Below are 25,665 nucleotides of genomic sequence, written 5' to 3' on the forward strand. Positions count from 1 at the left end.
GGTAAGCTATGCAGAAAATTCAGATACCGTGGGGACAATGGTATGAGCAATCGACAAGAACATTATTATTTCCGGATAATTGGAAAGTTCATCTGTGCGAGATGCAGGAAAAAGAGTCGATGTCCAGGCAGCAGATTGAAGACAGGCTAGATCATCCAATAGGAACTTCGACTTTGCAGGAGCTGGCAGCCGGCAAAAAGAGCGCCTGTATTATCATAGATGACATATCCAGGCCGACACCGGGAGCACTCTTATTACCAATTGTCATTGAAAGATTAGTGGCAGCTGGTATGGAATATTCGCAGATTAAGGTGCTGATGGCGTTAGGTGGACATCGTCCGATGACGAAACAGGAGATGACGATCAAAGTGGGAAAATGGGTGATGGATCATGTCGCAGTACTGAACCATTCTCCATTTGCGGATGATCTTGTTACAGTACCAGATGAAAATCAAGTCATTAAAATTAATAAGAATTTCATGGATGCAGAACTTCGAATCGCTGTTGGGTGTATTGTTCCTCATACGTTAGCTGGTTATTCTGGCGGAGCAAAAGCAGTCATTCCGGGAATCGGTGGAATTGAAACTTTAGAAAGCAATCATACTCTTGTCTTTTCAGATAAAAGTAAGAGTATGTCATTTATGACAAGCACTTGTAATCCTGATAATCCAATGCGTAAGAACATGGAACATATTGTTGGAGAAGTAGGATTGGATTTCATACTGAATGTAGTCCTGAATAATAAGATGGAAGTTGCAGATGCATATGCAGGGCATTTTATCAAAGCACACAGAGAAGCCTGTGCAAGTGCAGCAAAATTACTGAAAACAGAATTGGTTCCAGATGCAGATATTTCAGTGCTTTCGGCGTTCCCGAAAGATACGGAGTATTCACAGATTGGAACATGTTTTGCAGTATTGGGGCATCATAAAGAAGCGTGTGTGCGCAAGGATGGAACGATCGTTGCAATGACAGCAGCCAGCGAAGGTCCGGGATTTCACTCTTTGTTTGGCCCGGGAATGAGATTGTTCTCTCCGCATGATGATAATATTCCTCCGCAAGAGTTAAGAGGAATTCAGACAATGATCTATTCAGACGGAGTCTCTCAGATAGATATCCGCCAATTTTATAAAGGAAAAGTGCCGGAAGTCTATCCAGACTGGGACACAATTTTAGAGCAGCTAATGGAAAAGTACAAAGGTAAAGATCCGGTTGTCGCAATCTATCCAATGGGAGCGATACAGATCGGTTATCTGGATGAAGAAAAAGAGGTTTGATTATGGATGGAAGATTTGATGTCGCCATTATCGGCGGTGGAGTAGTAGGAAATGCCGTTGCCAGAGAACTTTCACGATATCAGCTTAAGATTTGTGTGTTGGAGAAAGAATTAGATGTTTGCAACGGTGTCAGCGGACACAATACTGGTCTGCTGCATTCAGGAATTCTGCATAAACGAGGAACCTTACGTACGGAATGCTGTATGGAAGGAAATGCAGAATTTGAACAGGTAGCAAAAGAGTTGGATGTACCGTTCAAACGATGCGGGAAATTCATTGTTGGTTCTGGAGAAGAGGAACGGAAGCGTCTGACAGCTTTGTATGAGCGTGGATTAGACAATGGAATTCCGGGAATTCGTATGTTGGATGAATCCGAATTGAAAGAGATGGAACCAAATGCGCAGGGAGAATTTGCTATTTTTGTACCTTCTGCCGGAATTCTCTGTCCGTTCTCCTATACGATTGCATTAGCAGAAAATGCAGCAATGAACGGAGTAAAACATTTCTTTGATCATGAGGTGACAGGTATCACAAAGAGTGCAGATGGTTACGAAATTGCAACAACACAAGAAACAGTTTCGGCACGTTGGATCGTAAACTGTGCAGGACTTTATTCTTATAAGATTGCAGAGATGCTGGGATATGATTCTTATAAACCGAACAGAGTAAAAGGAGAATATATTATTCTGGACAAACGTGTTGGTGATAAACTGTCCCGTCCAATCTATCCGACACCGAATGAAGCAGGTGCATTTGATGTTCATGTAACACCAACGATTGATGGAAATATTCTGGTAGGACCTACCATTGAGATGATTGGAAAAAATGTGAACTACGATGCAACACAGGGAATGATCCAGCATCTTGGCAAGATGGGCGCGGAATTGTTCCCATATGTAAGGAAAGAATATTACATCCGAAACTATGCAGGTGTATTCCCGACACTTGAGAATCCGGATTCTGATGAAGAACTGGATTTCCAGATTCAGACGAAGGAAGAAGTTCCTTGTACAGTCAATGTTGTTGGTATTACGTCACCTGGTCTTACAAGTGCTCTTCCGCTTGCAAGACGTGTCGTGGAAAAGATTAAGAATTCAGAAAAACTTACATCAAATCCTGATTTTAATCCTGTTCGAAAAGGAATTGTTCGTTTTGCAGAACAGAGTAAAGAGGTTCAGGATCAACTGATTAAAAAGAATCCGGATTATGGTGAGATCTTCTGTCGGTGTGAATGCGTTACAAAAGCCGAGATCAAGCAGGCAATTCACAATATTCTTGGAGTCAGCACAGTCAGTGGAATTAAGTATCGTACTCGTGCAACCATGGGACGCTGTCAGGGCGGATATTGTGAAACCAGAATCACAGCACAGATTCAGCAGGAATTGAATAAAGACAAGACAGAGATACTTTTAAATAAGAAGAATGCCTATATGTTCGTAGGGGAGGTGAGACCAGATGAAGAAGCATGATGTTGTAATTATCGGAGGTGGTCCTGCAGGACTTGCAGCAGCGGTGAAATTAAAACAGCAGGGAATTGATGATATCCTGATCATTGAAAGAGAAAAGCAATTAGGTGGAATTCTGCGTCAGTGTATTCATGATGGCTTTGGTCTGACACGTTTTGGTGAGACATTGAGCGGACCGGAATATTCACAGCGTTTTATTGATATGGTAGAGGAATTGGAGATCCCTTATATTACTAATGCTACAGTTATAGATCTGTCAGGAGATAAGATCGTGACGGCAGCTACTCAGGATGGTCTGCTTCAAGTCCAGGCTAAAGCAGTAATCTTAACGATGGGATGCCGGGAACGTACAAGAGGTGCGCTGGCAATTCCAGGCTCACGTCCATCTGGGATCTATAATGCAGGTGTTGCCCAGAGTTACATTAATCTGTTTAACACAATGGTTGGTAAAGAGGTCATTATTATGGGTTCCGGTGATATCGGAATGATCATGGCAAGACGTATGACTCTGGAAGGAGCGCACGTAAAAGCTGTGTTTGAAGTACTGCCATATCCAAGCGGTCTTCCGCGTAATATTGAGCAGTGCCTGAATGATTATGATATTCCGTTATATCTGAGTCATTCCGTAGTCAATATTAAAGGCGATACACGTATTGAGGGAGTGACCGTTGTACAGGTGGATGAGAACATGCGCCCAATCCCAGGAACGGAGAAAGACTTCTCCTGTGATACGCTGGTATTGTCGGTAGGACTGATTCCGGAAAATGAATTGTCTATAGAAGCCGGAGTTCTTCTGGATAACAGGACCAAAGGTGCAGTTGTCGATGAAAATTATCAGACAGGTGTACCGGGAATCTTTGCGGCAGGAAATGTTCTTCATGTTCATGATCTGGTAGATTTCGTTTCTCAGGAAGCAGAACGTCTGGCAGATGGTGTTGCTGCATATCTGAAAGATGGGGAATTGCCGAAATGCGATATTACGGTAGAACCAGATGCTGCCATTGGTCATGTGATTCCACAGAAAGTCAGTGGACAGCAAGACTTTGGCTTGTCTATGCGTGTGCGCAAACCATTGAAAAAATGTTGTGTGACAGTGAAGCAGGGAGATGTGGAATTAAAGACAGTAAAACTTCCAAAGGCAAATCCTGCGGAAATGATTCAGTTTGTAGTTCCGGCAGAAAAAATAAAGGCTGACGAGAAAATAGAGGTGTCTGTATATGAAAGATGAGAAAAGAACCTTTACATGTATTATATGTCCAAATGGCTGTGTGATTGAGACTCAGAAAAAAGGAGAAGAGATTATTGTCTCCGGTAATCTATGTAAGCGAGGAGAAGAGTACGTTAATCAGGAATTGAAAGATCCGAGAAGAACAATCGCCACAACTGTTTCTATTTCAGGGGCTGAGCTGCCGCTGTGTAGTGTGCGCCTGACGAAAGCAATACCGAAAAAAGAGATTTTTAATGTTATGAAGGAAATCCAAAAAGTACGTTTGACAGCACCGGTACGGATCAATCAGGTCGTTATCTCCAATGTCTGTGGACTCGACAGTGATGTGATCGTTACCAAGAATATGGATGCTGTTTCAAAATAATCTGGCCTCATAATATGAAACGAAAAGGAGGAAAAAGATGCAGAATACATTAGTCCTTTTGCCACTTGATGAAGAGTATCGAAAGAGAATTATGGCAGCATCGCAGGGAAAAAGCGATGTAGTCTTTTATGATTCCTCCTGGACGCGCGATGAATATATTTCTGCTCTGCAGTGTGCGGATGTATTGCTCGGTGACCCTGAGCCGGAAGACTTGAATGCTTGTCAGAACCTTAGATGGATGCAGACCACGTGGTCTGGGGTTCGACAGTATGTGACGTGTGAAGTGTTCCGGCAAGGGGCCGTACTGTGCAATATGACGGGCGCTTATGGACCTGCCATTGCAGAGCATGAGATGGCGATGATTCTGGCGTTGTGTAAAAGGTTGCCTCAATATCAGAACCACCAGTCCAGGGGGGTGTGGAAAATGGCTGGTTTTGATAAGACACTGGAAGAAAGCACAGTTTTGATCCTTGGTGCGGGAGATATTGGATGCGAGCTTGCCAAACGTTTGCGTCCTTTTGTCAAGAAAATCATAGGCATCCGCAGAAGAGAGCGGGAGTATCCCGATTATTTTGATGAGATGATTACGCTGAATGATCTAGACCAATATCTTCCGTTGGCTGATGTTGTTTCCTGCAGTCTTCCGGATACTTTGGAGACACGACATCTGTTGGATAAAAGACGCCTCCATCTGATGAAAAAGGATGCAATCTTGATCAATGTAGGGCGCGGCAATCTGATTGTTACGGAAGATCTTCTGGAAGTGCTGAAAGAAGGAATGCTGTGGGGAGTTGGGTTGGATGTCACAGATCCGGAACCGTTGCCGCAATATCATTCGCTGTGGAAGCAGCCGAGGGTCATGATTACGCCGCATGTATCCGGCAATGTACATGAGCAAGACAGCCCAAGTATCTGTAGAATCCTGGATTTTGTTGTTCAGAATTATGAGAAGTACATGCAGGGGAAAGATTATGAAAATATCGTGGATATTGATGTGGGATATCGGAAGGGATAAGGTATATTGTTATGAATATGATACCGATCATCTCTCAAATGGCAATCCTGTTTTTAACGGTAGGACTTGGTTTCATCGGTGCAAAGACAGGATGCATGAATGAAGATTCCAATGGACTTCTTTCGAAAATCGTATTGAATCTGACGATGCCATGTTCAATCTTGTATTCCGTTTTTAAGAGCAGTAGGGTCTTGAGTAATGGGCAGGTTATCCTTCTCCTTATCAAGGCAGGTTTTGCTGCGTTGATAATGATTTTTCTGTCGAAAATTCTGACCTGCCTGTTCCAGATTCCTGATATCCAGAAAGGAATCTGTGAATTCATGATATTGTTCAGTAATTCTGCTTTTATCGGTTATCCGGTCATTCGGATTATATTTGATGAAAATGCGATCTTTTATGCGGCTGTGGTCAATATGGTATTTACAACACTTTCCTATACGTATGGTGTCACATTATTCGTAAAAAAAGATGAAAATCATCCGCTGGATGTAAAAGTGTTCCTGACGCCAATGGTAATCAGTTCCGTTGCCGCCTGTGCCTTTTATATGGTAAATATCCAGATTCCGGATTTTTTAAAAGATTTTCTGGGATTTGTAGATCAGGTAACAAGTCCTCTAAGTATGGTTTCCATTGGCTGTGCGCTGTCATTCACATCTGGGCGCTACATGACCCGGATGTGGCGGGTGTATCTGGCAGTAGTTTTGCGGATGATGGCAGCACCGATATTCATCGCGCTGATTATGAGGCTTTTTATTTCCAATCAACTTATGATTGGGATTGTGGCAATTATTGTTGCTATGCCGGCAGCGGCCAGTACGACCATGTTTGCCGCAAAATATCATGGCGATCAGGCATTGGCATCCGCCTGTGTCTTCACCAGTACCCTTGCATCAGTGGTTACTATTCCACTTGTAAGCGCAATCCTGTTTGCCTTTATATTATAGAATGGAGAGAATGGAGAGATAGATTTAGAAAGTGTTGACACGTTTTTGGAGAATGCGTATAATATATTTAACGAGAGAGCCGTTGGTCAGATGAAGAATGACCGCCGGAAAATAAGTGTTATTTAGAATAGCGCCTTATCTTACCAGGACAGGGGCGCTATTTTTTTCGCCTGAAAATAGTTATGACAAGAGTCATAACGGTACAAAGCATAATTACAAATGTAAATAAATCATTGTATGTAACCATAGCATCAACCTCCTTTCTTGTGTTCGGCGGCTGACATAGCGCCTCAACGGCTCCCTGGGCAAATATATTATTTTAAATTGGGATTTTTAAGAAAATAGAATTTTAAATAAAATCAATAGAATCGAATGGTATATACATAAAAGCAGATAAATAATTTAAAGCAGATAACGGGAGTCGAACCCGCCTTTCCAGCTTGGGAAGCTAGCGTTCTACCGATGAACCATATCTGCTTGTATCAATGAATATCTATGAGTGACATTTCTGTCAACACGTCTATTATATTACTTTCCTCCATAAATTGCAATATTAAGAAATCTTTCAGAATTTCTATCGAAAGAATTTGTTTTTATACCGTATACTGTAGGCAGAATCAAGAGAGGAGGAGCCTATGGATAAAGTAATCGAAGTAAAAAACCTTTATAAATTGTATCGGGTAGGTGACGAATTTGTTCGGGCTCTGGATGGTGTGGACTTTGAGATCTACGAAGGGGAATTTTGCGCGATCGTGGGTACTTCCGGGTCAGGTAAATCTACGCTTCTGAACATGTTAGCAGGACTGGAAAAGCCTACCAAAGGGGAAGTGATCATCAGCCATCATCATATAGAGAAATTGAATGAAGAGCAACTGGTGCGGTTCCGCCGGGAGAATGTCGGGTTCATCTTTCAGTCGTTTCATCTTCTTGGTACCATGAATGCGCTGGAGAATGTCGCATTGCCTTTGAGCTTTCGCGGGGTGCCAAGAGAAGTTCGTATGAAAGAAGCAGATAAGATGCTGGAACTGGTAAATCTGAAGAAACATAAAAACCATCTGCCGAATCAGATGTCTGGCGGACAGCAGCAAAGAGTCGGTGTGGCAAGAGCGTTGGTGGTGAATCCGAAGATCATATTTGCTGATGAGCCGACTGGTAATCTGGACTCTCACACATCCGAGGAAGTAATGGAATTGATGCAGCGGGTGGTGCAAGAACAGAAGAAGACGCTTGTTATGGTAACCCATGATGCACATCTGGCAACTTATGCGGATCGGGTTTTTCATATACGAGATGGAAAGATATTAAAGATAGAGGATAACCGCAGCAATCAAGAGAGGGAGGATTGAACATGAAACGATTAAAGAAAGTATTGGCAGGATTCTGCATGGCAGCATTGGTGGTGACGATGGTGAAACCAGCTGAGATACAGGCAGCTTCGCCGGAAATCATCACTATCGAAGCAAAAGATGGAAAGGAACCAGTATTTCAGGCTGGACTGTCGCAGAAATGGACGATTACCGTGACAAACAGTACATCACAGTCACTAAGTCAGGTCGCTCTGGCACCAGAATTAGGAGATAGCGGCAAGTCCTGGCCATTTAAAACAGAATATCAGGATTATAAGCAGTCTGTGGATGTCATTCCGGCAGGGAAATCCTGTGACTTTACCTTTGAATTTGTGCAAAGAGAAGATGTGCCATCTACAGAATATACGCTTCAGTTTGTATTAACGGCAGAGAATGAGGTGAAAGCATCTCACGAGTTTAAGGTGTATACAACGGCAAAACCGGAAGATACGAAGCCAAGTCAGAAGGAAGGACAGCAGGCAGCAGCTCCTGCGGATGCCTCCCTGCAAAGCGGAAGCTATGGAATGGAAGCAGATGCAGGCGGATTCAGTAATGGTGGTGTGTCATACAGCGGCGGCGGATCTGCGGGCTCGGGTTCGGTTCCGAGAGTGATCGTTACAGGATTTACCACGGATCCAGCAGAAGTACGGGCAGGCAGCAACTTTACATTAACGATTCATTTGAAAAATACTTCAAAGTCTACAAGAGTCAGCAATATGTTATTTGACCTGAGTGCACCGACAGAAGGAAGTGATGAACAGACAGCAGCACCTGCATTTCTTCCGGCGTCAGGATCAAGTTCTATCTATCTGGAAGGAATCGCAGCTAATGGAACAGCAGATATTTCCATTCAGCTCAATGCAAAAGCTGACCTTCTTCAGAAGCCTTACAGTATCGATATGAGCATGAAGTATGAGGATTCCAGTGCGACTCAGATTGAAGCAACGTCCAGTATATCGATTCCGGTCAAGCAGGATGCGAGATTCGAATTCAGTGAATTTGAGATTAGCCCGGAGAGCATTGCAGTGGGCGAGGAAGCCAACGTGATGTGTAATCTATACAATCTTGGAAAGATTAAATTGTATAATGTAAAGGCTACTTTTGAAGGAAGCTGTATTGACAAAGAAGAGGTATTTGTAGGCAATGTAGAATCTGGCGCAAGCGCTTCTATAGATGCAATGGTAGAAGGAAAGAAAGCGACAAAAGGACCTGCCAAGATTACGATGACATTGAGCTATGAGGATGAAGCCGGTGAGGTCAAGACGATGACGAAGGACTTTCAGTTGGAAGTTACAGAAGCCAGTGAGTCGGATCTGGCAGCCATGGATATGGAGACGGAAGATAAGGGAGGAATCCCGGTCATTCCAATCTTGATTCTTGTTGCTGCATTAGCAGTCATCGCGGCAGCAGTGATCATCATTCGAAAAAAGAAGAAAAAACAGACATTAGTAGAAGAGGAGGCGTTGCTGGATGAACTGGATGGACCTTCTGAGGATGAGCAGCAGTAATTTAAAACGGCGTAAATTAAGAACATTTCTGACAGTTCTAGGGGTATTGATCGGTACGGCATCCATTGTTGTTATGATCTCGCTGGGGCTTGGCATGCAGCAGTCTCTCTATCGGGAAGTAGAACAGTCTGGCGGCCTTACTACTATAAAAGTAACAGGAGCGCAGGCCGGGGAATCTATGATGTATCATTCGTCTGATGAAGAAGAATCTACAAAATATATCAATGACAAATCGGTTGCTCAGTTGGCGGATCTGGAGCATGTGGCTATGGCATCTCCAGTATATGAACTTTCAGTTATCTTATTAAAGGGAAAATATGAAGGCTGGGGGCAGTTGGTCGCTATGACTCCTGGAGCTCTGAAAGCAAAGAACATACCACTGGCTGAAGGTACACTCCCGAATGTGAATAGTGGACACTTGGAGCTGGTATATGGAAATGGAATTCCGACGATGTTCTATGAAAAAGGGACAGATCAGGGGTATTATGAGACTGGTGAATTACCGGATATTGATTTCGCAAAAGACTCTTTATTCATGATTCTAGATCAGGATGCTTATTATAACAGTCAGAATAATGAATCTGGAAGCAATGGAGCAACTGCTGAAACAGTGGATGGAATCGACGGGCAGCAGGTGGTTGTACAATCGGTACAAAAGCATGTCGTAAAAGCTTGTGGAATTGTAGAAGGAAGTCCGGAAGAATATAATGCCAATTACTACAATATATACTGTGATCTGGATACGTTAAAACAGATACTGAAAAAAGAATTCTCAGGAAGAGTCATCCCTGGGCAGCCTACTACAAAGTCAGGAAAACCATACAAAGACTTTTGTTATTCTTATGCACAGATCAAGGTAGATGATATTGAGAATGTGGATGCGGTGGCTTCCGTTATCCGTGAAATGGGCTATAATGTGGAGACCAATGCAGAATATCTGGATAGCATGAAGAGTCAGTTCGCCATTGTACAGGCGGTTCTGGGAGGAATCGGAGCGGTATCACTTCTGGTAGCCGCCATAGGAATTGCCAACACCATGATGATGTCCATATATGAACGTACCAAAGAAATTGGTGTCATCAAAGTGTTGGGATGCAGTCTTAAAAATATAAAGCAGATGTTTTTGCTGGAAGCAGCATTCATTGGCTTGATTGGCGGTATTGCTGGCAATATCCTAAGCTTCTTGATGTCGGGCGTGATCAACTTCCTGACTGGTCATGGAGCAGCCATGGGAATCGATGGAAACATATCCTATATACCATGGTGGCTGGTATTATTGTCCATGGGATTTGCCATGCTGGTCGGAGTAGCTGCCGGATACTTCCCGGCACTTCGTGCCATGAACTTAAGCCCATTGGCTGCAATACGAAATGAATAGAGGATTGTATTATTCTTCTATCACATGGATTTCCAGGTAGTCAAAATCAATGGAATCCACAAAATTATCCTGTGTAAACCGCGCTTTGTCATGACGTTTGAATTCCGCAATCGTAGAATCCAGCCAGATAGGTTTGCTCAGATCAAATTCATAACATATGGCATCAAGCGCGTGAAAAATCTTATGGGTCCGGGTATCGTCCGAATCATCACAGATGACGGTATCCCGGATCATTCTATTGTCCTTAAATTCTTTTCCCCATAATCGAAACATAAAAGTATACCTCGCTTTTCCCTATGAATACATAAAAGTATATATTTTTTTGAAAAAACTGTAAAGGGGATGGCTTGATTTCCACCTTATACTATGCTAGACTTGTCAAGTGACAAGACAGTTGTAAAAGTACATAGACTATGAGGAGAAGGGTATGGAAAGGTTTAAAAAGGCATTAGATAAGATTTTTATTGATGGATTGAGTGCGATGGCGCAAGGCTTGTTCGCCACGTTGATTATCGGTACAATCATTCAACAGGTCGGCACACTGATGGGTGGTACAGTCGGTGATATGATTTTTGTAATTGGTAAGGTAGCAGCTTCACTGACCGGTGCGGGTATCGGTGTGGCAGTGGCTTATAGATTCAAGGAATCCCCATTGGTAGTGGTTTCGGCAGCAACGGCTGGAATGATCGGTGCATTCGCGAGCAAGCTGTTGGCTGGAACGGTTCTGGTTGATGGAGCAATGGTTTACGCCGGACCAGGAGAACCTCTGGGAGCATTTATTGCAGCATATGTAGGTATTTTCTTTGGACATATGGTGGCTGGAAAGACGAAAGTAGATATCTTGGTAACGCCAATCGTTTCGATTGGAACGGGTGCGACTGTGGGATTGATTCTTGGGCCGCCGATCTCTGGATTTATGGCATGGCTTGGTTCGCTGATTAACTGGGGAACAGAGCAACAGCCATTTTTGATGGGTATCGTGGTATCCGTATTGATGGGAATGATTCTGACACTTCCGATCAGTTCGGCAGCATTGGGGATTATTCTGAATTTGTCCGGTCTTGCGGCAGGTGCTGCAACGGTAGGATGTTGCTGTAATATGGTAGGGTTTGCAGTGGCAAGCTATCGGGAGAATAAGATCGGAGGTCTATTAGCCCAGGGAATTGGAACGTCTATGCTTCAGGTTCCGAATATTGTGAAGAAACCAGTGATCTGGCTGCCGGTCATCTTATCCAGTGCGATTTTAGGTCCAGTAGGAACGGTGGTATTGCATATGACCAGCAATGCGACAGGTTCTGGTATGGGAACGGCGGGTCTCGTGGGACAGATCATGACGTGGCAGACGATGATCACGACAGAATCAGCATCAGTAGTTCTGATAAAGATTCTGGTCATCCAGATTATTCTGCCGGCAATCGTGACTCTGGGTATCTCTGAATTCATGCGGAAAAAAGGCTGGATTCAGTTTGGAGATATGAAGCTGGATATGTAGTAGAAAGACAACAAAATAAAATCTCTGCTATACAATTTTGCAATAGAATACTATAATGAGAGTAACGTTGATGATTTCAAAATGGATGAAAGCGGGGATACGATTATGACAGGCACAGGAAGAATACACATATACTATGGAGATGGTAAAGGCAAGACGACCGCTGCTATGGGACAGGCAGTAAGGGCTGCCGGGTGTGGGCTTCAGGTGCTTGTTTTTCAATTTCTGAAAGATAATTCCTCGAATGAACGTAAGATTCTGGAGTCTATCTCGAATATTACCTGCCTTCCTGGAAGAGAACCTGTGAAGTTCGTAAGCAGAATGAATGGAGATGAGAAGGCAGAACTGCGTCATTATAATAATAAAGCACTGGACGAGATCGTGAAGTTCTGTCCACCGTTTGATGTGCTGTTATTGGATGAAGCTCTGTGTGCAGTGCAGCTGCAAGTTCTCAGTGAAGAAAAGCTTATCAGTTTCCTTCAGCATAAGCCTCGCGGATTGGAGATTATATTGACGGGACATGAGGTGTCCAATGACTTTTTAGAAATCGCAGATTATGTCACAAAGATGGTCAAGGTAAAGCATCCTTATGATCTGGGAAAGATGGCGAGAGAAGGAATTGAGTATTAGAATTTTGCATAGAAGTGTAAATATAATCTCTTTCTTAAATAATTGTGAAATCCATGACATCCCATGGTTCATATGTTATACTTAACATAGTACAGAATTAGCTCTTCCCGATGAGAGGAGAGATGCTACATGGAGAATGCAATCAAGAATTATGAAGATGTAGACAGCTGGAAGACGATTATGTTTCTTTATAGCGCCGCGATAAAAGAAGTAGGAACCAAGCTGGATATATTGAATGACGAATTTCAGCATGTACATCAATACAATCCGATCGAACATATCAAGACAAGGGTAAAGTCACCGGAAAGTATTGTAAAAAAATTAAGAAGAAATGGATACGAGATATCAATTGAAAACATGGTAAAGTATGTTAACGATATCGCTGGGGTCAGGCTGATCTGTTCCTTCACATCTGATATTTACAGACTTGCAGAGATGATTGGAAATCAGAGCGACCTGAAAGTACTTTCCATTAAGGATTACATTAAGAATCCCAAGGAAAGTGGATATAAGAGTTATCATATGCTGGTATCTGTGCCGATATTTTTGTCGGACAGTGTAGTCGATACCAAAGTAGAGATACAGATCCGGACCATCGCCATGGATTTTTGGGCAAGCCTGGAACATAAGATTTATTATAAATTTGAAGGGAATGCGCCAGAGTATATCAGTCGGGATCTGAGAGAGTGTGCCGAGATGGTATCTACACTGGATGAAAAGATGTTGTCATTAAATGAAGCAATTCAGGAATATATAGAAAAGCAGGAAGAGTTAAAAGCAAGTACGAACAGGAAAGAAATAGGGAAGCCTAATCAGCAAGAGCTACAGGGTCTGAGTTGATCTCAGACCTATTTCTTTTGGAATAATATTGATAATATCTATATATAGCCATCAAATATAAAAAAACTCTATTTGAAGCTGAGGCCAAGGATTTATATAATATATAGTGAGAAGGGATACTAAGGTGGCGAAGGAGAATAGGGTATGTTTATAGACACACATATGCATGAAATGACATATTCAAAAGATAGTTTTCTAACATTAGATCAAATGGTGCAGATTGCGAAAGAAAAAGGCCTGGGAGCCATCTGTATTACAGACCATGATGATATGGGACTGAAGGATTATGCGGCAGAATATTCGGCAAGAACAGGATTCCCGATATTTGTAGGAATTGAATTCTTTTCATTGCAAGGAGATATTGTAGCGTTTGGAATAGAGGATTATCCCAGAGAGAGAATCCCGGCGCAGGATTTCATTGATCTGGTGAAAGCACAAGGTGGAGTGTGTTTTGCGGCACATCCGTTTCGGAATAATAACCGGGGCCTGGAAGAGAACCTTCGCGCGGTAAGGGGGTTGGATGGACTGGAGGTTCTGAATGGGAGTACTTCGGTAGAGGCCTGCCAGAAAGCGGCAAGATACGCGATGGAACTGGGGTATTTTACATTGGGATCCAGTGACTGCCACGTACCTGAGAAGGTTGGAGTGTGTGCGACCTATTTCCCAGAAGAAGTTCATACATTACAAGAATTTCTTGCGGTATTTAAGAAAGGGCAGATGAAGCCCGCGTATTATGCCGATGGAGCATATCATGTGATTGATATAAAAGAATACGAAAGAGGGCGGGGCTATAGTACCTGTGGATTCTAGCCTTTTTCGGAAACTTTTACATATTATTACAAAAAAGTCATTTACCTTTTATGCGAACGATGATAGAATATGTCTATAAGTGTTGAGGGTAAAAAGACTGCAAAGAAAGGTGGAAGCGTCATGATTACAGTCAACGCAATGGGAGATAATTGCCCGATCCCGGTTATTAAGACCAAAAAGGCAATGCAGGCACTTACAGGTCCAGAGACAATTGAAGTCCTGGTAGACAATGAGATTGCTGTGCAGAATGTAACAAAGATGGCAGCAAGTGCCGGAGGACAAGTTTCTTCTGAAAAAGTAGGGGATGCCGAATTTAAAGTTACGATTCAGATGGAAGGTGCTCCAAAGGCAGAGGGACAGGAAGAAGAGACCTGTATGCCAGACGCAAGAAGCAACACTGTTGTAGTCATTTCTTCTGACCGTATGGGAAGTGGTAATGATGAGCTGGGGAAAGTCCTGATTAAAGGATTTATCTTTGCAGTAACTCAGCTTGATACATTGCCAAAGACCATGCTGTTCTATAATGGAGGAGCTACTTTGACAACAGAAGGATCTGACTCTTTGGCAGATCTGAAATCTCTTGAGGCACAAGGCGTCGAGATTATGACTTGCGGAACTTGCCTGGATTATTATGGATTAAAAGAAAAACTGGCTGTTGGTTCTGTGACCAATATGTACAGCATTGTTGAAACGATGGCAAAAGCAGGAAAGATTATTAAACCATAATGTAAGGTGTATAGTAAGACGGCCAGACTCCTGTGACAGCAGGAGCTGGCTTTTTTCATTGCATAGTAAGCTATGCAGGGCAAAAATATTTTTAGGAGGAACAAAAGTATGAAGTCTGATGTCAGATTAACGCAATTATCAAAAACGGCTGGGTGAGCGGCCAAGATAGGTCCGGAGACCCTTGCTCAGGTTCTGAGTAAGCTGCCCCAGTTCCATGATGATAATTTAATAGTAGGTATTGAAACGTCCGATGACGCAGCTATTTACAAAGTGACAGATGAGATTGCAATGATTCAGACAGTAGATTTCTTTACTCCGATTGTAGATGATCCTTATATGTTTGGACAGATTGCGGCTGCCAACTCCCTGAGTGATGTATGGGCCATGGGAGGAGAACCGGCAGTGGCACTTAATATAGTCGGATTTCCGAATTGTCTGGATCCGGCGATCTTGGGCGACATCCTGGCGGGTGGCGCGGAAAAAGTGAAAGAAGCAGGTGCGGTACTGGTAGGAGGACACTCTGTACAAGATGATGAACCTAAGTATGGATTATGTGTGTCCGGCTTTGTACATCCTGATAAGATATTTAAAAATTATGGCTGCAGACCTGGAGACATTCTCGTGCTTACCAAACAGATTGGAAGTGGTGTGGTGAATACTGCCATTAAGGCAGAGATGGCTTCGGCATCCGCCATCAAAGAAGCGCAGACAGTTATGGCGTCTCTGAATAAGAAAGGAAAGCAGGTTGTGGAGAAATACGATGTTTCTGCGTGTACAGATATTACTGGTTTTGGCCTTCTTGGACATTGTGTGGAGATGGCTTCTGCCAGTGATGTAACATTTGAAATAAATGTAAAAGATATTGCTTACTTTGCAGATGCGATCGATTATGCCAAGATGGGACTTGTTCCGGCAGGTGCATATAAGAACCGCGGATATTCTATCGGTAAGGTAGAAGCAGGCTCGGTGGAAGAGCATTATCTTGATCTTCTTTATGACCCGCAGACTTCCGGTGGTCTGCTGATCAGTGTATCTCCTGAATATCTTCAGGACATGCTGCGTGATTTTGACAATGCAGCTATGGATACGACGGTTTCGATTATCGGAAAAGTAGCAGAAAAAAGTGACAAATTAATCCGTCTGTTTTAAAACGAATAGAATGTAGAGGAAAAGACGATGAACAAGAAGGAATTATATCGCAGTATTCCAAAGGTAGATGTTCTGCTGGAGGATGAAGCGATTCAGGAGTTAATTGCTCATTACAGCAGAGATACGGTCATGGAAGCGATCCATGTAGAGATGGATAAGCTTCGAAAATATATCGGTCAATGCGATGAGGAAGATAAAGCCAAGACTCAGATTGATCTTTTGAAAGAGCATATTGAGAGAACAGTAGCAGCTATGCATACTCCGAATATGCGTATGGTCATTAATGGGACTGGGACGATTCTCCACACGAATCTGGGACGAGCTCCTATCAGCCAGGAGCATATGAAACGAGTTGCAGCAATTGCAACCGGATATTCCAATCTGGAATATAATCTGGAAGAAGGTCGCAGAGGAGAGCGCTATTCTCATTTTGAAAAATTATTATGTAAAATTACCGGAGCAGAAGCTGCCATGGCAGTAAATAATAATGCGGCAGCGGTGATGCTGATCCTAAGTTCACTGGCAAAAGGCGGAGAAGTAGTTGTATCCCGTGGTGAGCTGGTAGAGATTGGTGGTAAGTTCCGTATTCCGGATGTAATGGAGCAGAGTGGTGCCACACTTGTAGAAGTTGGTACTACGAATAAGACACATTATGATGATTATGAAAATGCAATCACTGAAGAGACAAAAGCACTCTTGAAGGTGCATACGAGTAATTACCGTATCGTGGGATTTACAGATACCGTAGGTATTGATGAATTGATACCGCTTGCCAAAGAGCATGATCTTCCGGTTGTTGAAGACTTGGGAAGTGGTGTGCTGATTGACCTTAGCAAGTATGGGATTACTTACGAACCGACGGTACAGGAGTCAATCGCCAAAGGTGCTGATGTAGTATGTTTCAGCGGAGATAAGTTGTTGGGTGGACCACAGGCCGGAATCATCATCGGAAAGAAAAAATATATCGATATGATGAAAAAGAACCAGCTGACCCGTGCTCTTCGAATTGATAAATTTACAGCGGCAACATTGGAATTGGTGCTGCAGGAGTATCTGTCTGAAGAGAAAGCAATTCAGAATATACCGGTACTTCGTATGATTACCAGATCATTGGAAGAGATCAGGGATGATGCCAGAAGTTTCAGCCGCATGTTAAAACGTGCGGGACTTCCGGCCAGAATAGATATGCAGCCATGTGAATCACAGATTGGTGGAGGATCACTTCCACTGGAACGGATTCCGAGTATGGCAGTGACGATTCATCCAGACAAGATCAGTGTACCGGAGTTGGAAGAACGGATGAGACATCTTCCGGTTCCGATTATCCCAAGGACGGTCAATGACACCATTCTTTTGGATGTCCGTACTTTGGATAAGACGACATTTAAATTAATCATCAGCCAGTTAAAAGAACTGGATATATTGGAGGAGACCAGCCTGTTATGAAGAATATAATTATTGGTACTGCAGGTCACATCGACCATGGGAAGACAACATTGATCAAGGCATTGACAGGAAGAAATACAGACCGTTGGGAAGAAGAACAAAGGAGAGGAATTACGATTGACCTTGGTTTTACGTATTTTGATCTTCCAAGCGGAGATCGTGCCGGAATTATTGATGTTCCCGGACATGAAAGATTTATTAACAACATGGTTGCCGGTGTGGTAGGTATGGATCTTGTTCTGTTGGTAATTGCCGCAGACGAAGGGATTATGCCGCAGACCAGAGAACATATGGATATTCTGAATCTTCTGGGGATCGAAAAGAGCATTATCGTACTGAATAAATGTGATCTGGTAGATGAAGAATGGCTGGAATTAGTAGAAGAAGAAGTAAAAGAAGAGCTGCACGGAACGTTTCTGGAACATGCACCGGTGGTAAAAGTATCAGCAGCGACAGGAGAAGGATTGGATTCGCTGATAGATACGATTGTGCATATGACCAGTGACGAAGTAGTATCAAAAGACGTGCAGACAATTCCAAGACTTCCGATTGACCGTGCATTTACATTGTCAGGATTTGGAACGATTATTACCGGTACGTTGGTATCGGGGACCATAACGAAAGAAGATACATTGGAGATGTATCCGATTGGAAAGGAATGTAAGATTCGCAGTATTCAGGTACATGGACAAGATAAGAATGAATGCTATGCCGGACAGCGCGTGGCAATCAATCTGTCTAATGTAAAGAAAAAGGAGATTAAACGAGGTTGTGTGTTGGCGCCGCCAAACAGTATGAAGAATACGGATCTTCTGGATGTAAAACTTCAGATCCTGGAGTCATCTATGAGAATACTGACGAACCATACAAGGCTACATTTCTTCACTGGAACCAGTGAGATATTATGTCGTGCAGTCTTGCTTGATAAGGAAGAGATTGGACCGGGCGAGAGTGGCTATGTGCAGCTGCGGCTGGAGGAAGAGATTGCGGTAAGACGAGGTGATAAGTTCGTTGTCCGTTTTTATTCACCGATGGAAACGATTGGCGGAGGCGTGATTCTGGAACCGAATCCAGGAGTGAAGCGACGATTCCGTGAGGAGGTCATCGAAGAATTGAAACGCAAGGAATCTGGTTCTACAGCAGATGTCATTGAACTTCATGTAAAAGAACACAAAGATACATTGATCACAATGACAGAACTGGCAAAATTAACCGCGCTCTCTGTTGAAGAAGTACAGGAAGATGTCAAAGAACTGGAGGAACAAGGGTTAGTCTGCGTATTTCCGATGCGTAAGGACACCTATGTATGGCATACCGACAGCAAAAGAGCGGCTGGCCAGCTCTTGAATCAGGCATTAAAGAATTATGAAGATAAGTATCCGTATCGTTATGGCATGAAAAAAGCGGAAGTTCAGGTTACACATTTCCCAAAGATCAAACCGAATGTGTTTGACAAGATCATTGAAAAACTCATTGATGAGGGACATTTGAAACGAGTGGAAGAATTTTTGTGTACACCGGAATATGAAGTAAGAAAAGATGAGATATATGGCAAAGTATCTAAGATTTTGATAGATACATTTGCAAAAGCAAAGTATGATTTCGTGCGTTATTCTGAGATTGATCTCAAAGGAATATCCAGAGATATAGCAGATGATATTTTGAATATTCTCCTGGAAGAACAGAAGATTGTTAAGGTTACAGACGATATGTATACTTTAAGTGAATATATGCAGCATGCGAAGGAGCTGATTCAAGAGAAACTTCAGGAGAATCCTGTGATCACGATTGCGCAGGTAAGAGATATTTTTGAGACTAGTAGAAAAAGTGCGAAACCTATACTTGAATATATGGATGGAATCAAGGTAACCAAGAAAACAGGAGCAGAGAGTGAAAGGGTAGCGTACTAATGAATTTGAAGCAATTAGAAGCCTTTGTCCAGGTGGCAGAAGGAGGAAGTTTTTCGAAAGCGGCAAAAAAGTTATATCTGACACAGCCGACGATCAGTGCACACGTTGCATCTTTAGAGAAGGAACTCAATGTAAGGCTGTTCGTTAGAAATACAAAAGAAGTCAGTTTGTCTGAAGACGGAAAAGATCTGTATAAATATGCAAGACAAATGGTAGATCTTGAAAAGAAGATTGATGAACGATTTGGAACCAGAGAAGAAGGCGGAAAGCATTGTATAACGATTGCAGCTTCTACCATACCGGCACAGTATCTTCTTCCGAAAGTGCTGATGCGATTCAATGAAAAATATCCGGAAGAGCAGCTGAAGATTATGGAGACGGACAGCGCGAAGGTTGTAACACAGATTGTAGAGCATATGGCTGATGTGGGATTTACAGGAACTGTGTTGGAGAAGAAGCATTGTAAATACATGCCATTCTATAAAGATGAACTGGTTATTATTACACCGAATACAGAGAAATACCAGAAATTGAAGGACCACATGACGGATGATATCAGCTGGCTTTTAGAAGAACATGTGATTTTAAGAGAAGAAGGTTCCGGGACCCGAAAAGAAGCGGAAAAGCAATTGAAACAGGCAGGAGTTGATTTGTCGGATCTGGATATTATTGCAAGTATCGAGAATCAGGAGACGATTAAGAAATCTGTCCGTCAGGGAATGGGAATCTCTATATTATCCAAACTGGCAACAGCTGATGAGGCGGAAGCAGGATATGTGCTTGCATTTCCGATTCCAAAGGCCGATAAGGGAAGGGATATTAATCTTGTATACAACAAGAATTATCAGTTATCCCGGTCGGCAGAAAGATTTATCAAAGTTGTGAAAGAAGTATATCCAGTAGAAAAATAATCAAACAGCGCCAGTTATAGACTTAATCTATAACTGGCGCTGTTTATAAGGTATTTCAATTAGACGGAACAGGGAATTCAGCATATACTTATAGGTATACGGTTGGGAGTTTCTGAAGAGGAAAGGACGGACAATAATTATGATATATTTAGATAACGCAGCAACTACCATGCATAAACCACAGGAAGTAATTGACGCAGTAGTGGCTGCTTTGAGTTCAATGGGGAACGCAGGAAGAGGCGTCAATGACGCCTCTTTAAGTGCTTCCAGAATTATATATGATACCAGAGAAAAACTATGTCATCTTTTTCATGGTACCAATGCAAGGCAGATAGCATTTACGAATAATTCTACAGAAAGTTTGAATATAGCAATTAAAGGGATCCTTAATCCTGGGGATCATGTGATTACCACAATGTTGGAACATAATTCGGTATTGAGACCGTTGTATGAGATGGAAGCCCGGGGTGTGAAGCTGACAATTGTGAAGAGTAATGAGCAGGGTACGCTAAACATTCAGGATATTGAGGACGCGATTACAGAAGAGACCAAGTTGATTATCTGTACGAATGGTTCTAACCTTACGGGAAATTATATCGATTTAAAGCCGATTGGCGAGATGGCACATAAGCATGGTGTCCTGTTTGCGGTAGATGCGTCACAGACTGCAGGTGTATTTCCGATAGATGTGCAGGACATGCAGATTGATATACTTTGTTTTACGGGACATAAGGGGTTGCTTGGTCCACAGGGAACAGGTGGAATCTATGTCCGGGAAGGGCTGTTAGTTCGTCCGTTGAAGTCTGGAGGCAGTGGAGTGCAGACTTATAGTAAGATACATCCTGCAGAAATGCCTACAGCGTTAGAAGCAGGCACACTGAACGGTCATGGAATTGCAGGACTCCATGCCGCATTGGAATATTTGGAAAAGACAGGAATTGATTCAATACGGAATCGGGAACAGGATTTGATGTGGAGATTCTATGAAGGTGTAAAAGATATCCCAAATGTGAAAATATATGGGGATTTCAGCACGAAGAATCGCTGCGCGGTCGTGACATTGAATATAGGTGATTATGATTCTTCCGAAGTGAGTGATGCACTTCTTACAGAATATAATATTTCTACGAGATCAGGGGGACACTGTGCACCGCTTATGCACGAAGCACTTGGTACGGTAGAACAGGGGGCTGTAAGGTTCAGCTTTTCTCATTACAATACGGAAGAAGAGGTGGATACGGCAATAAAAGCGATCCGCGAGTTATCACAAGACTAGAATGGGACAACCATTTTTTGTGTCTGGTGAAAGAGAGAAGAATTTAAAGGAGGAGTAAACATGAATTTATCAGATTCAAAGAAAAAATTAGCGCTGGCCGGCGTTATCTGTGGACTTGTAGCGGCATGTCTGGCAGCTTTAGGCAATCCGGCCAATATGGCATTCTGTATTGCCTGCTTCATTCGTGATACGGCAGGTGCATTGGGGCTGCATCAGGCAGAAGTAGTACAGTATGCAAGACCAGAGATTATTGGACTCGTATTAGGAGCTTTTATTATCTCAGTAGCAACGAAAGAATATCGTTCTACAGCAGGCTCATCTCCTATGATCCGTTTTATCTTAGGAATGATCATTGTCATTGGTTCATTGGTATTCCTGGGCTGTCCTCTGCGTATGGTGATTCGTATGTCAGCAGGAGATCTGAATGCATGGGTAGCGTTCATTGGATTTATACTGGGAGTTGGAACAGGTGTCATTGCACTTAAAAAGGGATTCAGCCTTGGAAGAGCACACCTGGTGAATAAAGAAAGCGGAGTTGTTCTTCCGGTACTTATGCTTGGAATTTTGATTCTTGCACTGTGTACATCTCTTCTGAAGGCAAGTGAAGCAGGACCAGGAAGTATGCATGCTCCAATTATTGCATCTTTGATTGGCGGTCTGATTTTCGGAGCTTTTGCTCAGAAGTCCAGAATGTGCTTCGCTGGAAGTATCAGAGATATTATCTTGATGAAGAATTTTGATTTATTTAGTGTAATTGCAGGATTGTTTGCTGTAATGTTGGTGTTTAATGTGGCAACAGGACGTTTTGTCCTTGGATTCAATACACCTGGTATCATCGCACATTCTGAGCATCTGTGGAACATTCTTGGTATGTATACAGTTGGATTTGCAGCTGTTCTGGCAGGTGGATGCCCGCTTCGTCAGTTGATTCTGGCAGGGCAGGGTTCTTCTGATTCAGCGATGACTGTAATTGGAATGTTTGTGGGAGCAGCGTTATGCCACAATTTTGGTCTTGCTGCAAGTGGAACTGCATTAAATGCTGAAACACAGGAAGTTGTTGCAGGAGCAGTGCCGATGAACGGTAAGATTGCATGCATTATCTGTATTGTTGTATGTTTCATCATTGCTTTTACAAATAAGAGAGATGAAGCAAAATAATATTGAAATATTAGCCGATACATAGTATTCTAGGAAAGAAGGTAATAAATATGAAGGAAGTAGATGCAAGAGGTCTTTCTTGTCCAGAACCGCTTATGCTGACAGCAGAAGCGTTAAAAGGAGCTTCTGAGCCGGTGAAAGTACTGGTTACAGAGCCACATCAGAAGATGAATGTAGAAAAATATGCGAAAGATCATGGTAAAAAACCAGTTTCTACGGAGAAAGACGGATACTTCGAAGTGGTGATTGAGTAGACATGAGAAAAAAAGAACTAAAATTAGTTGTGACGTTCCATACAACTGCAGATGCAATGGCAATGGAAAAAGCATGCAAAGAGCAGAATGTACCGGGGCGTATCATTCCGGTCCCGAGAGCAATATCAGCGGGCTGTGGGCTTTCTTGGTGCGCAGATCTTGAAGACAGAGAACAGATTGTGTCCATGATGAAAGAGACTGGAATTGAAGAAGAGGCTATGCATGAATGCATGGTATAAAAAAGAAAGTCGAAGTTCAGATGAGCTTCGACTTTTTATATATAAATTTATACTCCTGTTACAAAAGAATCTAACACATGTGGGAGCAATTTGTCACTATATTCGCTCAGAGAATATTTCCCTTTGAAAAGTGCCCAGTCATATAGCATGGCACGTTCATACATGGCGTAAATATTCATAAGCTCTTCGGCGGAACTTGTATTCTTGAATTCTCCGTGTTCCAGCCCTTCTTTCAGAATCTCAGTTATCCATTGGAAATAAAAACGTTTGTGGTCTGACAAAGACTTCTTGTCCTTTGTGATCAATTGTGATGAATAGAGGGAAGCGAGCAAATGGATGTCTACGCTTGTCTCTATCATATAAAACAATTCATGGTTCAAAAACAAAAGCTTATCGTAAGCCGATAAGTTAGGGTCGATGACAGCGGCCAGTTCCTCATATTTTTCGTCAAATAGATAGGATAAAGAATTTAACAGAGCTTCTTTGCCCTTGAAATAATGATAGAAGGTGCCTTTTGATGTCTTAGACGCTGCAATGATATCTTCCACAGTAGTCTTATCGTAGCCTTTTTTGTAAAATAAATTCCATGCGGCTTTTACAATACGGCTTTTGGTGGATTGGCGCTTACGTGGCATCGGCACTCATTCCTTTCTCTTGGTGAATGTATAAAAATAAATGATATCATGATATAAGCAGAAGCGGATTAAATATAATCCGCTTCTGTCCTATACTGTATGCTAATAAAACCCCGATTGTATTTAGCCTACCTGGAAACCATATTTCAATGGATCTGTTGGATCGATCAAGTATGTAGCAACACCTGTCAGATAGCAGCTTCCTGTGATCATTGGGATAACAGCGTCATAATCTGCAACCTTAGTTGTCTCTTTGATTACGCCCTTGAACAGTGATCCAATAAAGCTTTCGTAGATGAATTCTTCGCCTACGCCGATTTCTCCCCAGTGATGAAGAGTAGCAAGTTTAGCGCTTGTTCCTGTTCCACATGGTGAACGGTCTGCCATAGCATCTCCGAAGATTACTACGTTTCTCATAGTAGCTTTGTCTGGGTTTGGTGTTGGTCCGTAGAACTCAACCAGGTCAACAGTATCGATGTCAAGCAATGGATGCTTTACAGGGATCTCTTTGTTGATAACATCCAGCATCTTCATACCTAATTTAGTGTACTCTGGAACAGTCTTAGGATTGATCTCGCCAAGATCCAGTTTTGTAGTATCAACCAATGCGAAGAAACTTCCACCGAAAGAAATTGTGAATTCGATTTCTTTTCCGTCGATAGTTACTTTCTGGTTTTCTTTGTAAACAAAAGCAGGTACATTTGTTAATGTTACGCTTTCAACTTTGCCGTCTTTTACGATAGCTTTTGTACGGATAAGTCCAGCTGGTGCATCTAATACAACCTCGTTCTCTCCTTCGTGAGATTCAACAAGACCAGCCTCGATTGCAACCGTTACAGCACCGATTGTACAGTGACCGCACATGTTCAGGTATCCGCCTGTATCCATGAACATTACTCCGAAATCTGCTTCTGGGTGAACCGGTTCGCAAAGGAATGCACCAAACATATCGTGGTGTCCTCTTGGTTCAAACATAAGCGCTGTACGAACCTGGTCGTAATTCTTCTCCATCCATTTTTTCTTTTCGATCATTGTGTTTCCTTCTGGCTCTGGAAAACCACCGATAACGATTCGGCAGAACTCTCCAACAGTGTGAGAATCAACTACCTGCAATGCAGCCTCGAAACGATCGAAATTAACATTTGCCTGTAAAGCCATATTTCTTTACCTCCTTGTTTTTAATTGGACCCATAGATAATATCTATAAGCCGTTTATAAAAACACCTAGAAAACCCCCTTGTTCTCTTAGTGCCTTTTTACATATTGCATAAAACTAAATATTCTACAACGACAGATTTTTAACAAATAGACTGCGTTCTAGTATCGCGTTCAATTTCTAATTTCATTATGTAGGATAAACCTTGAAAAGTCAATGCTTTTTTGCTATTATAAAAATAAATAAAAACGGTTGAAATATATGGGAAAGTGTGTTATTGTTAATTCGCATGAAATAATATATCTATGGGGGTAGTTGGGTGACTGGTGTGCCCCCTAGTCTTCAAAACTAGTGTTGGGCGTTAAGAGCGTCCTGGGTGGGTTCGATTCCCACATGCCCTCGCCAAAAAAAGAAGCAAATGCTGTTAAAAAAATGGCAAATACTCATAGATAAAACTTATAAATAAAAGAATACAAAATATATGATTGGGGAATAAGTAAACGGAAT

Annotated in this window: 25 protein-coding genes and 2 tRNA genes; 23 read left to right on the forward strand and 4 right to left on the reverse strand. The window is 42.4% G+C overall.

Annotation, left to right across the window (positions count from 1 at the left end; genetic code table 11):
* Positions 1-8: 8 nt before the first annotated feature.
* From ACQRBH_RS02155 to ACQRBH_RS02180, 6 genes are read left to right on the forward strand one after another with little or no spacing between them, the layout of a single operon-like run.
* Positions 9-1,277: a lactate racemase domain-containing protein gene (locus ACQRBH_RS02155; protein ID WP_427760799.1), complete on the forward strand. Its 1,269-nt coding sequence runs from the start codon at positions 9-11 to the stop codon at positions 1,275-1,277.
* Positions 1,278-1,279: 2 nt separating this feature from the next.
* Positions 1,280-2,746: an NAD(P)/FAD-dependent oxidoreductase gene (locus ACQRBH_RS02160; RefSeq protein WP_427760800.1), complete on the forward strand. Its 1,467-nt coding sequence runs from the start codon at positions 1,280-1,282 to the stop codon at positions 2,744-2,746.
* Complete coding sequence (locus ACQRBH_RS02165) at positions 2,733-3,971, forward strand: NAD(P)/FAD-dependent oxidoreductase (RefSeq protein ID WP_427760801.1); 1,239 nt, start codon at positions 2,733-2,735, stop codon at positions 3,969-3,971. The genes ACQRBH_RS02160 and ACQRBH_RS02165 overlap by 14 nt, the downstream gene beginning before the upstream one ends.
* Positions 3,961-4,335 (forward strand): DUF1667 domain-containing protein, encoded by a 375-nt coding sequence (locus tag ACQRBH_RS02170; RefSeq protein WP_427760802.1) that lies wholly within the window; start codon positions 3,961-3,963, stop codon positions 4,333-4,335. The genes ACQRBH_RS02165 and ACQRBH_RS02170 overlap by 11 nt, the downstream gene beginning before the upstream one ends.
* Positions 4,336-4,372: 37 nt before the next feature.
* Positions 4,373-5,350 carry a D-2-hydroxyacid dehydrogenase gene (locus ACQRBH_RS02175; protein WP_427760803.1) on the forward strand — a complete coding sequence of 326 codons (978 nt, stop codon included), beginning with the start codon at positions 4,373-4,375 and terminating at the stop codon, positions 5,348-5,350.
* 11 nt (positions 5,351-5,361) lie between these two features.
* On the forward strand, positions 5,362-6,294 hold the full coding sequence (locus ACQRBH_RS02180) for an AEC family transporter (RefSeq protein ID WP_427760804.1): 933 nt from the start codon (positions 5,362-5,364) through the stop codon (positions 6,292-6,294).
* A 406-nt stretch (positions 6,295-6,700) separates the two neighbouring features.
* Here the strand turns inward: ACQRBH_RS02180 and ACQRBH_RS02185 are convergent.
* Positions 6,701-6,771: transfer RNA gene (locus ACQRBH_RS02185), tRNA-Gly, on the reverse strand.
* 158 nt (positions 6,772-6,929) lie between these two features.
* On the opposite strand from ACQRBH_RS02185, the gene ACQRBH_RS02190 reads away from it, so the two are divergent.
* Genes ACQRBH_RS02190 through ACQRBH_RS02200 form a run of 3 tightly spaced genes read left to right on the forward strand, consistent with a single transcriptional unit; the run spans position 6,930 to position 10,526 of the window.
* Positions 6,930-7,640, forward strand: a complete 711-nt coding sequence (locus ACQRBH_RS02190) for an ABC transporter ATP-binding protein (RefSeq protein ID WP_347375734.1) — start codon at positions 6,930-6,932, stop codon at positions 7,638-7,640.
* Positions 7,641-7,642: 2 nt separating this feature from the next.
* Positions 7,643-9,148 (forward strand): COG1361 S-layer family protein, encoded by a 1,506-nt coding sequence (locus tag ACQRBH_RS02195; RefSeq protein WP_427760805.1) that lies wholly within the window; start codon positions 7,643-7,645, stop codon positions 9,146-9,148.
* Positions 9,111-10,526, forward strand: coding sequence for an ABC transporter permease (locus ACQRBH_RS02200; RefSeq protein WP_427760806.1), 1,416 nt, complete (start codon positions 9,111-9,113; stop codon positions 10,524-10,526). Before ACQRBH_RS02195 ends, ACQRBH_RS02200 begins: the two co-directional genes overlap by 38 nt.
* Before the next feature lie 9 nt (positions 10,527-10,535).
* Here ACQRBH_RS02200 and ACQRBH_RS02205 read toward each other — a convergent pair whose 3' ends face one another.
* A complete protein-coding gene (locus ACQRBH_RS02205) occupies positions 10,536-10,799 on the reverse strand; it encodes a hypothetical protein (protein WP_235232250.1) in 264 nt (87 codons plus the stop codon).
* A 154-nt stretch (positions 10,800-10,953) separates the two neighbouring features.
* On the opposite strand from ACQRBH_RS02205, the gene ACQRBH_RS02210 reads away from it, so the two are divergent.
* The 13 genes from ACQRBH_RS02210 (at position 10,954) to ACQRBH_RS02270 (ending at position 23,367) form a co-directional block, all read left to right on the forward strand.
* Positions 10,954-12,018 (forward strand): PTS transporter subunit IIC, encoded by a 1,065-nt coding sequence (locus ACQRBH_RS02210; protein ID WP_427744733.1) that lies wholly within the window; start codon positions 10,954-10,956, stop codon positions 12,016-12,018.
* 81 nt (positions 12,019-12,099) lie between these two features.
* Positions 12,100-12,648, forward strand: coding sequence for a cob(I)yrinic acid a,c-diamide adenosyltransferase (locus ACQRBH_RS02215; protein ID WP_235232248.1), 549 nt, complete (start codon positions 12,100-12,102; stop codon positions 12,646-12,648).
* 129 nt (positions 12,649-12,777) lie between these two features.
* A complete protein-coding gene (locus ACQRBH_RS02220) occupies positions 12,778-13,488 on the forward strand; it encodes a GTP pyrophosphokinase (protein WP_235232247.1) in 711 nt (236 codons plus the stop codon).
* A gap of 144 nt (positions 13,489-13,632) precedes the next feature.
* Complete coding sequence (locus tag ACQRBH_RS02225; RefSeq protein ID WP_427744731.1) at positions 13,633-14,298, forward strand: PHP domain-containing protein; 666 nt, start codon at positions 13,633-13,635, stop codon at positions 14,296-14,298.
* Between the two features lie 120 nt (positions 14,299-14,418).
* Positions 14,419-15,024, forward strand: coding sequence for a sulfurtransferase-like selenium metabolism protein YedF (gene yedF, locus ACQRBH_RS02230; protein WP_427744730.1), 606 nt, complete (start codon positions 14,419-14,421; stop codon positions 15,022-15,024).
* A gap of 108 nt (positions 15,025-15,132) precedes the next feature.
* Positions 15,133-16,173 carry a selenide, water dikinase SelD gene (gene selD, locus ACQRBH_RS02235; protein WP_427744728.1) on the forward strand — a complete coding sequence of 347 codons (1,041 nt, stop codon included), beginning with the start codon at positions 15,133-15,135 and terminating at the stop codon, positions 16,171-16,173.
* Positions 16,174-16,200: 27 nt separating this feature from the next.
* On the forward strand, positions 16,201-17,619 hold the full coding sequence (gene selA, locus ACQRBH_RS02240) for an L-seryl-tRNA(Sec) selenium transferase (protein ID WP_427744727.1): 1,419 nt from the start codon (positions 16,201-16,203) through the stop codon (positions 17,617-17,619).
* Positions 17,616-19,529, forward strand: coding sequence for a selenocysteine-specific translation elongation factor (gene selB / locus ACQRBH_RS02245; protein WP_427744726.1), 1,914 nt, complete (start codon positions 17,616-17,618; stop codon positions 19,527-19,529). Before selA ends, selB begins: the two co-directional genes overlap by 4 nt.
* A complete protein-coding gene (locus ACQRBH_RS02250) occupies positions 19,529-20,440 on the forward strand; it encodes a selenium metabolism-associated LysR family transcriptional regulator (RefSeq protein WP_427744724.1) in 912 nt (303 codons plus the stop codon). Before selB ends, ACQRBH_RS02250 begins: the two co-directional genes overlap by 1 nt.
* A gap of 139 nt (positions 20,441-20,579) precedes the next feature.
* The gene (locus ACQRBH_RS02255) at positions 20,580-21,716 is read left to right on the forward strand and encodes an aminotransferase class V-fold PLP-dependent enzyme (RefSeq protein WP_427760807.1); all 1,137 of its coding nucleotides are present in this window, start codon (positions 20,580-20,582) and stop codon (positions 21,714-21,716) included.
* A gap of 60 nt (positions 21,717-21,776) precedes the next feature.
* Positions 21,777-22,874, forward strand: coding sequence for a YedE family putative selenium transporter (yedE, locus tag ACQRBH_RS02260; RefSeq protein ID WP_235232239.1), 1,098 nt, complete (start codon positions 21,777-21,779; stop codon positions 22,872-22,874).
* 50 nt (positions 22,875-22,924) lie between these two features.
* A complete protein-coding gene (locus tag ACQRBH_RS02265) occupies positions 22,925-23,128 on the forward strand; it encodes a sulfurtransferase TusA family protein (RefSeq protein ID WP_235232238.1) in 204 nt (67 codons plus the stop codon).
* A gap of 2 nt (positions 23,129-23,130) precedes the next feature.
* Positions 23,131-23,367 carry a DUF3343 domain-containing protein gene (locus tag ACQRBH_RS02270; protein ID WP_235232237.1) on the forward strand — a complete coding sequence of 79 codons (237 nt, stop codon included), beginning with the start codon at positions 23,131-23,133 and terminating at the stop codon, positions 23,365-23,367.
* 47 nt (positions 23,368-23,414) lie between these two features.
* Here ACQRBH_RS02270 and ACQRBH_RS02275 read toward each other — a convergent pair whose 3' ends face one another.
* Together ACQRBH_RS02275 and ACQRBH_RS02280 are read right to left on the reverse strand one after the other, a co-directional pair.
* Complete coding sequence (locus tag ACQRBH_RS02275) at positions 23,415-24,002, reverse strand: TetR/AcrR family transcriptional regulator (protein ID WP_235232236.1); 588 nt, start codon at positions 24,000-24,002, stop codon at positions 23,415-23,417.
* Positions 24,003-24,125: 123 nt separating this feature from the next.
* Positions 24,126-25,160: a proline racemase family protein gene (locus ACQRBH_RS02280; protein ID WP_427760808.1), complete on the reverse strand. Its 1,035-nt coding sequence runs from the start codon at positions 25,158-25,160 to the stop codon at positions 24,126-24,128.
* 305 nt (positions 25,161-25,465) lie between these two features.
* On the opposite strand from ACQRBH_RS02280, the gene ACQRBH_RS02285 reads away from it, so the two are divergent.
* Positions 25,466-25,563 (forward strand) — tRNA-Sec (locus ACQRBH_RS02285).
* The last annotated feature ends 102 nt before the right edge of the window (positions 25,564-25,665 follow it).

The sequence above is a fragment of the Bariatricus sp. SGI.161 genome (assembly GCF_050313695.1).
Classification (GTDB): domain Bacteria; phylum Bacillota; class Clostridia; order Lachnospirales; family Lachnospiraceae; genus JAFBIX01.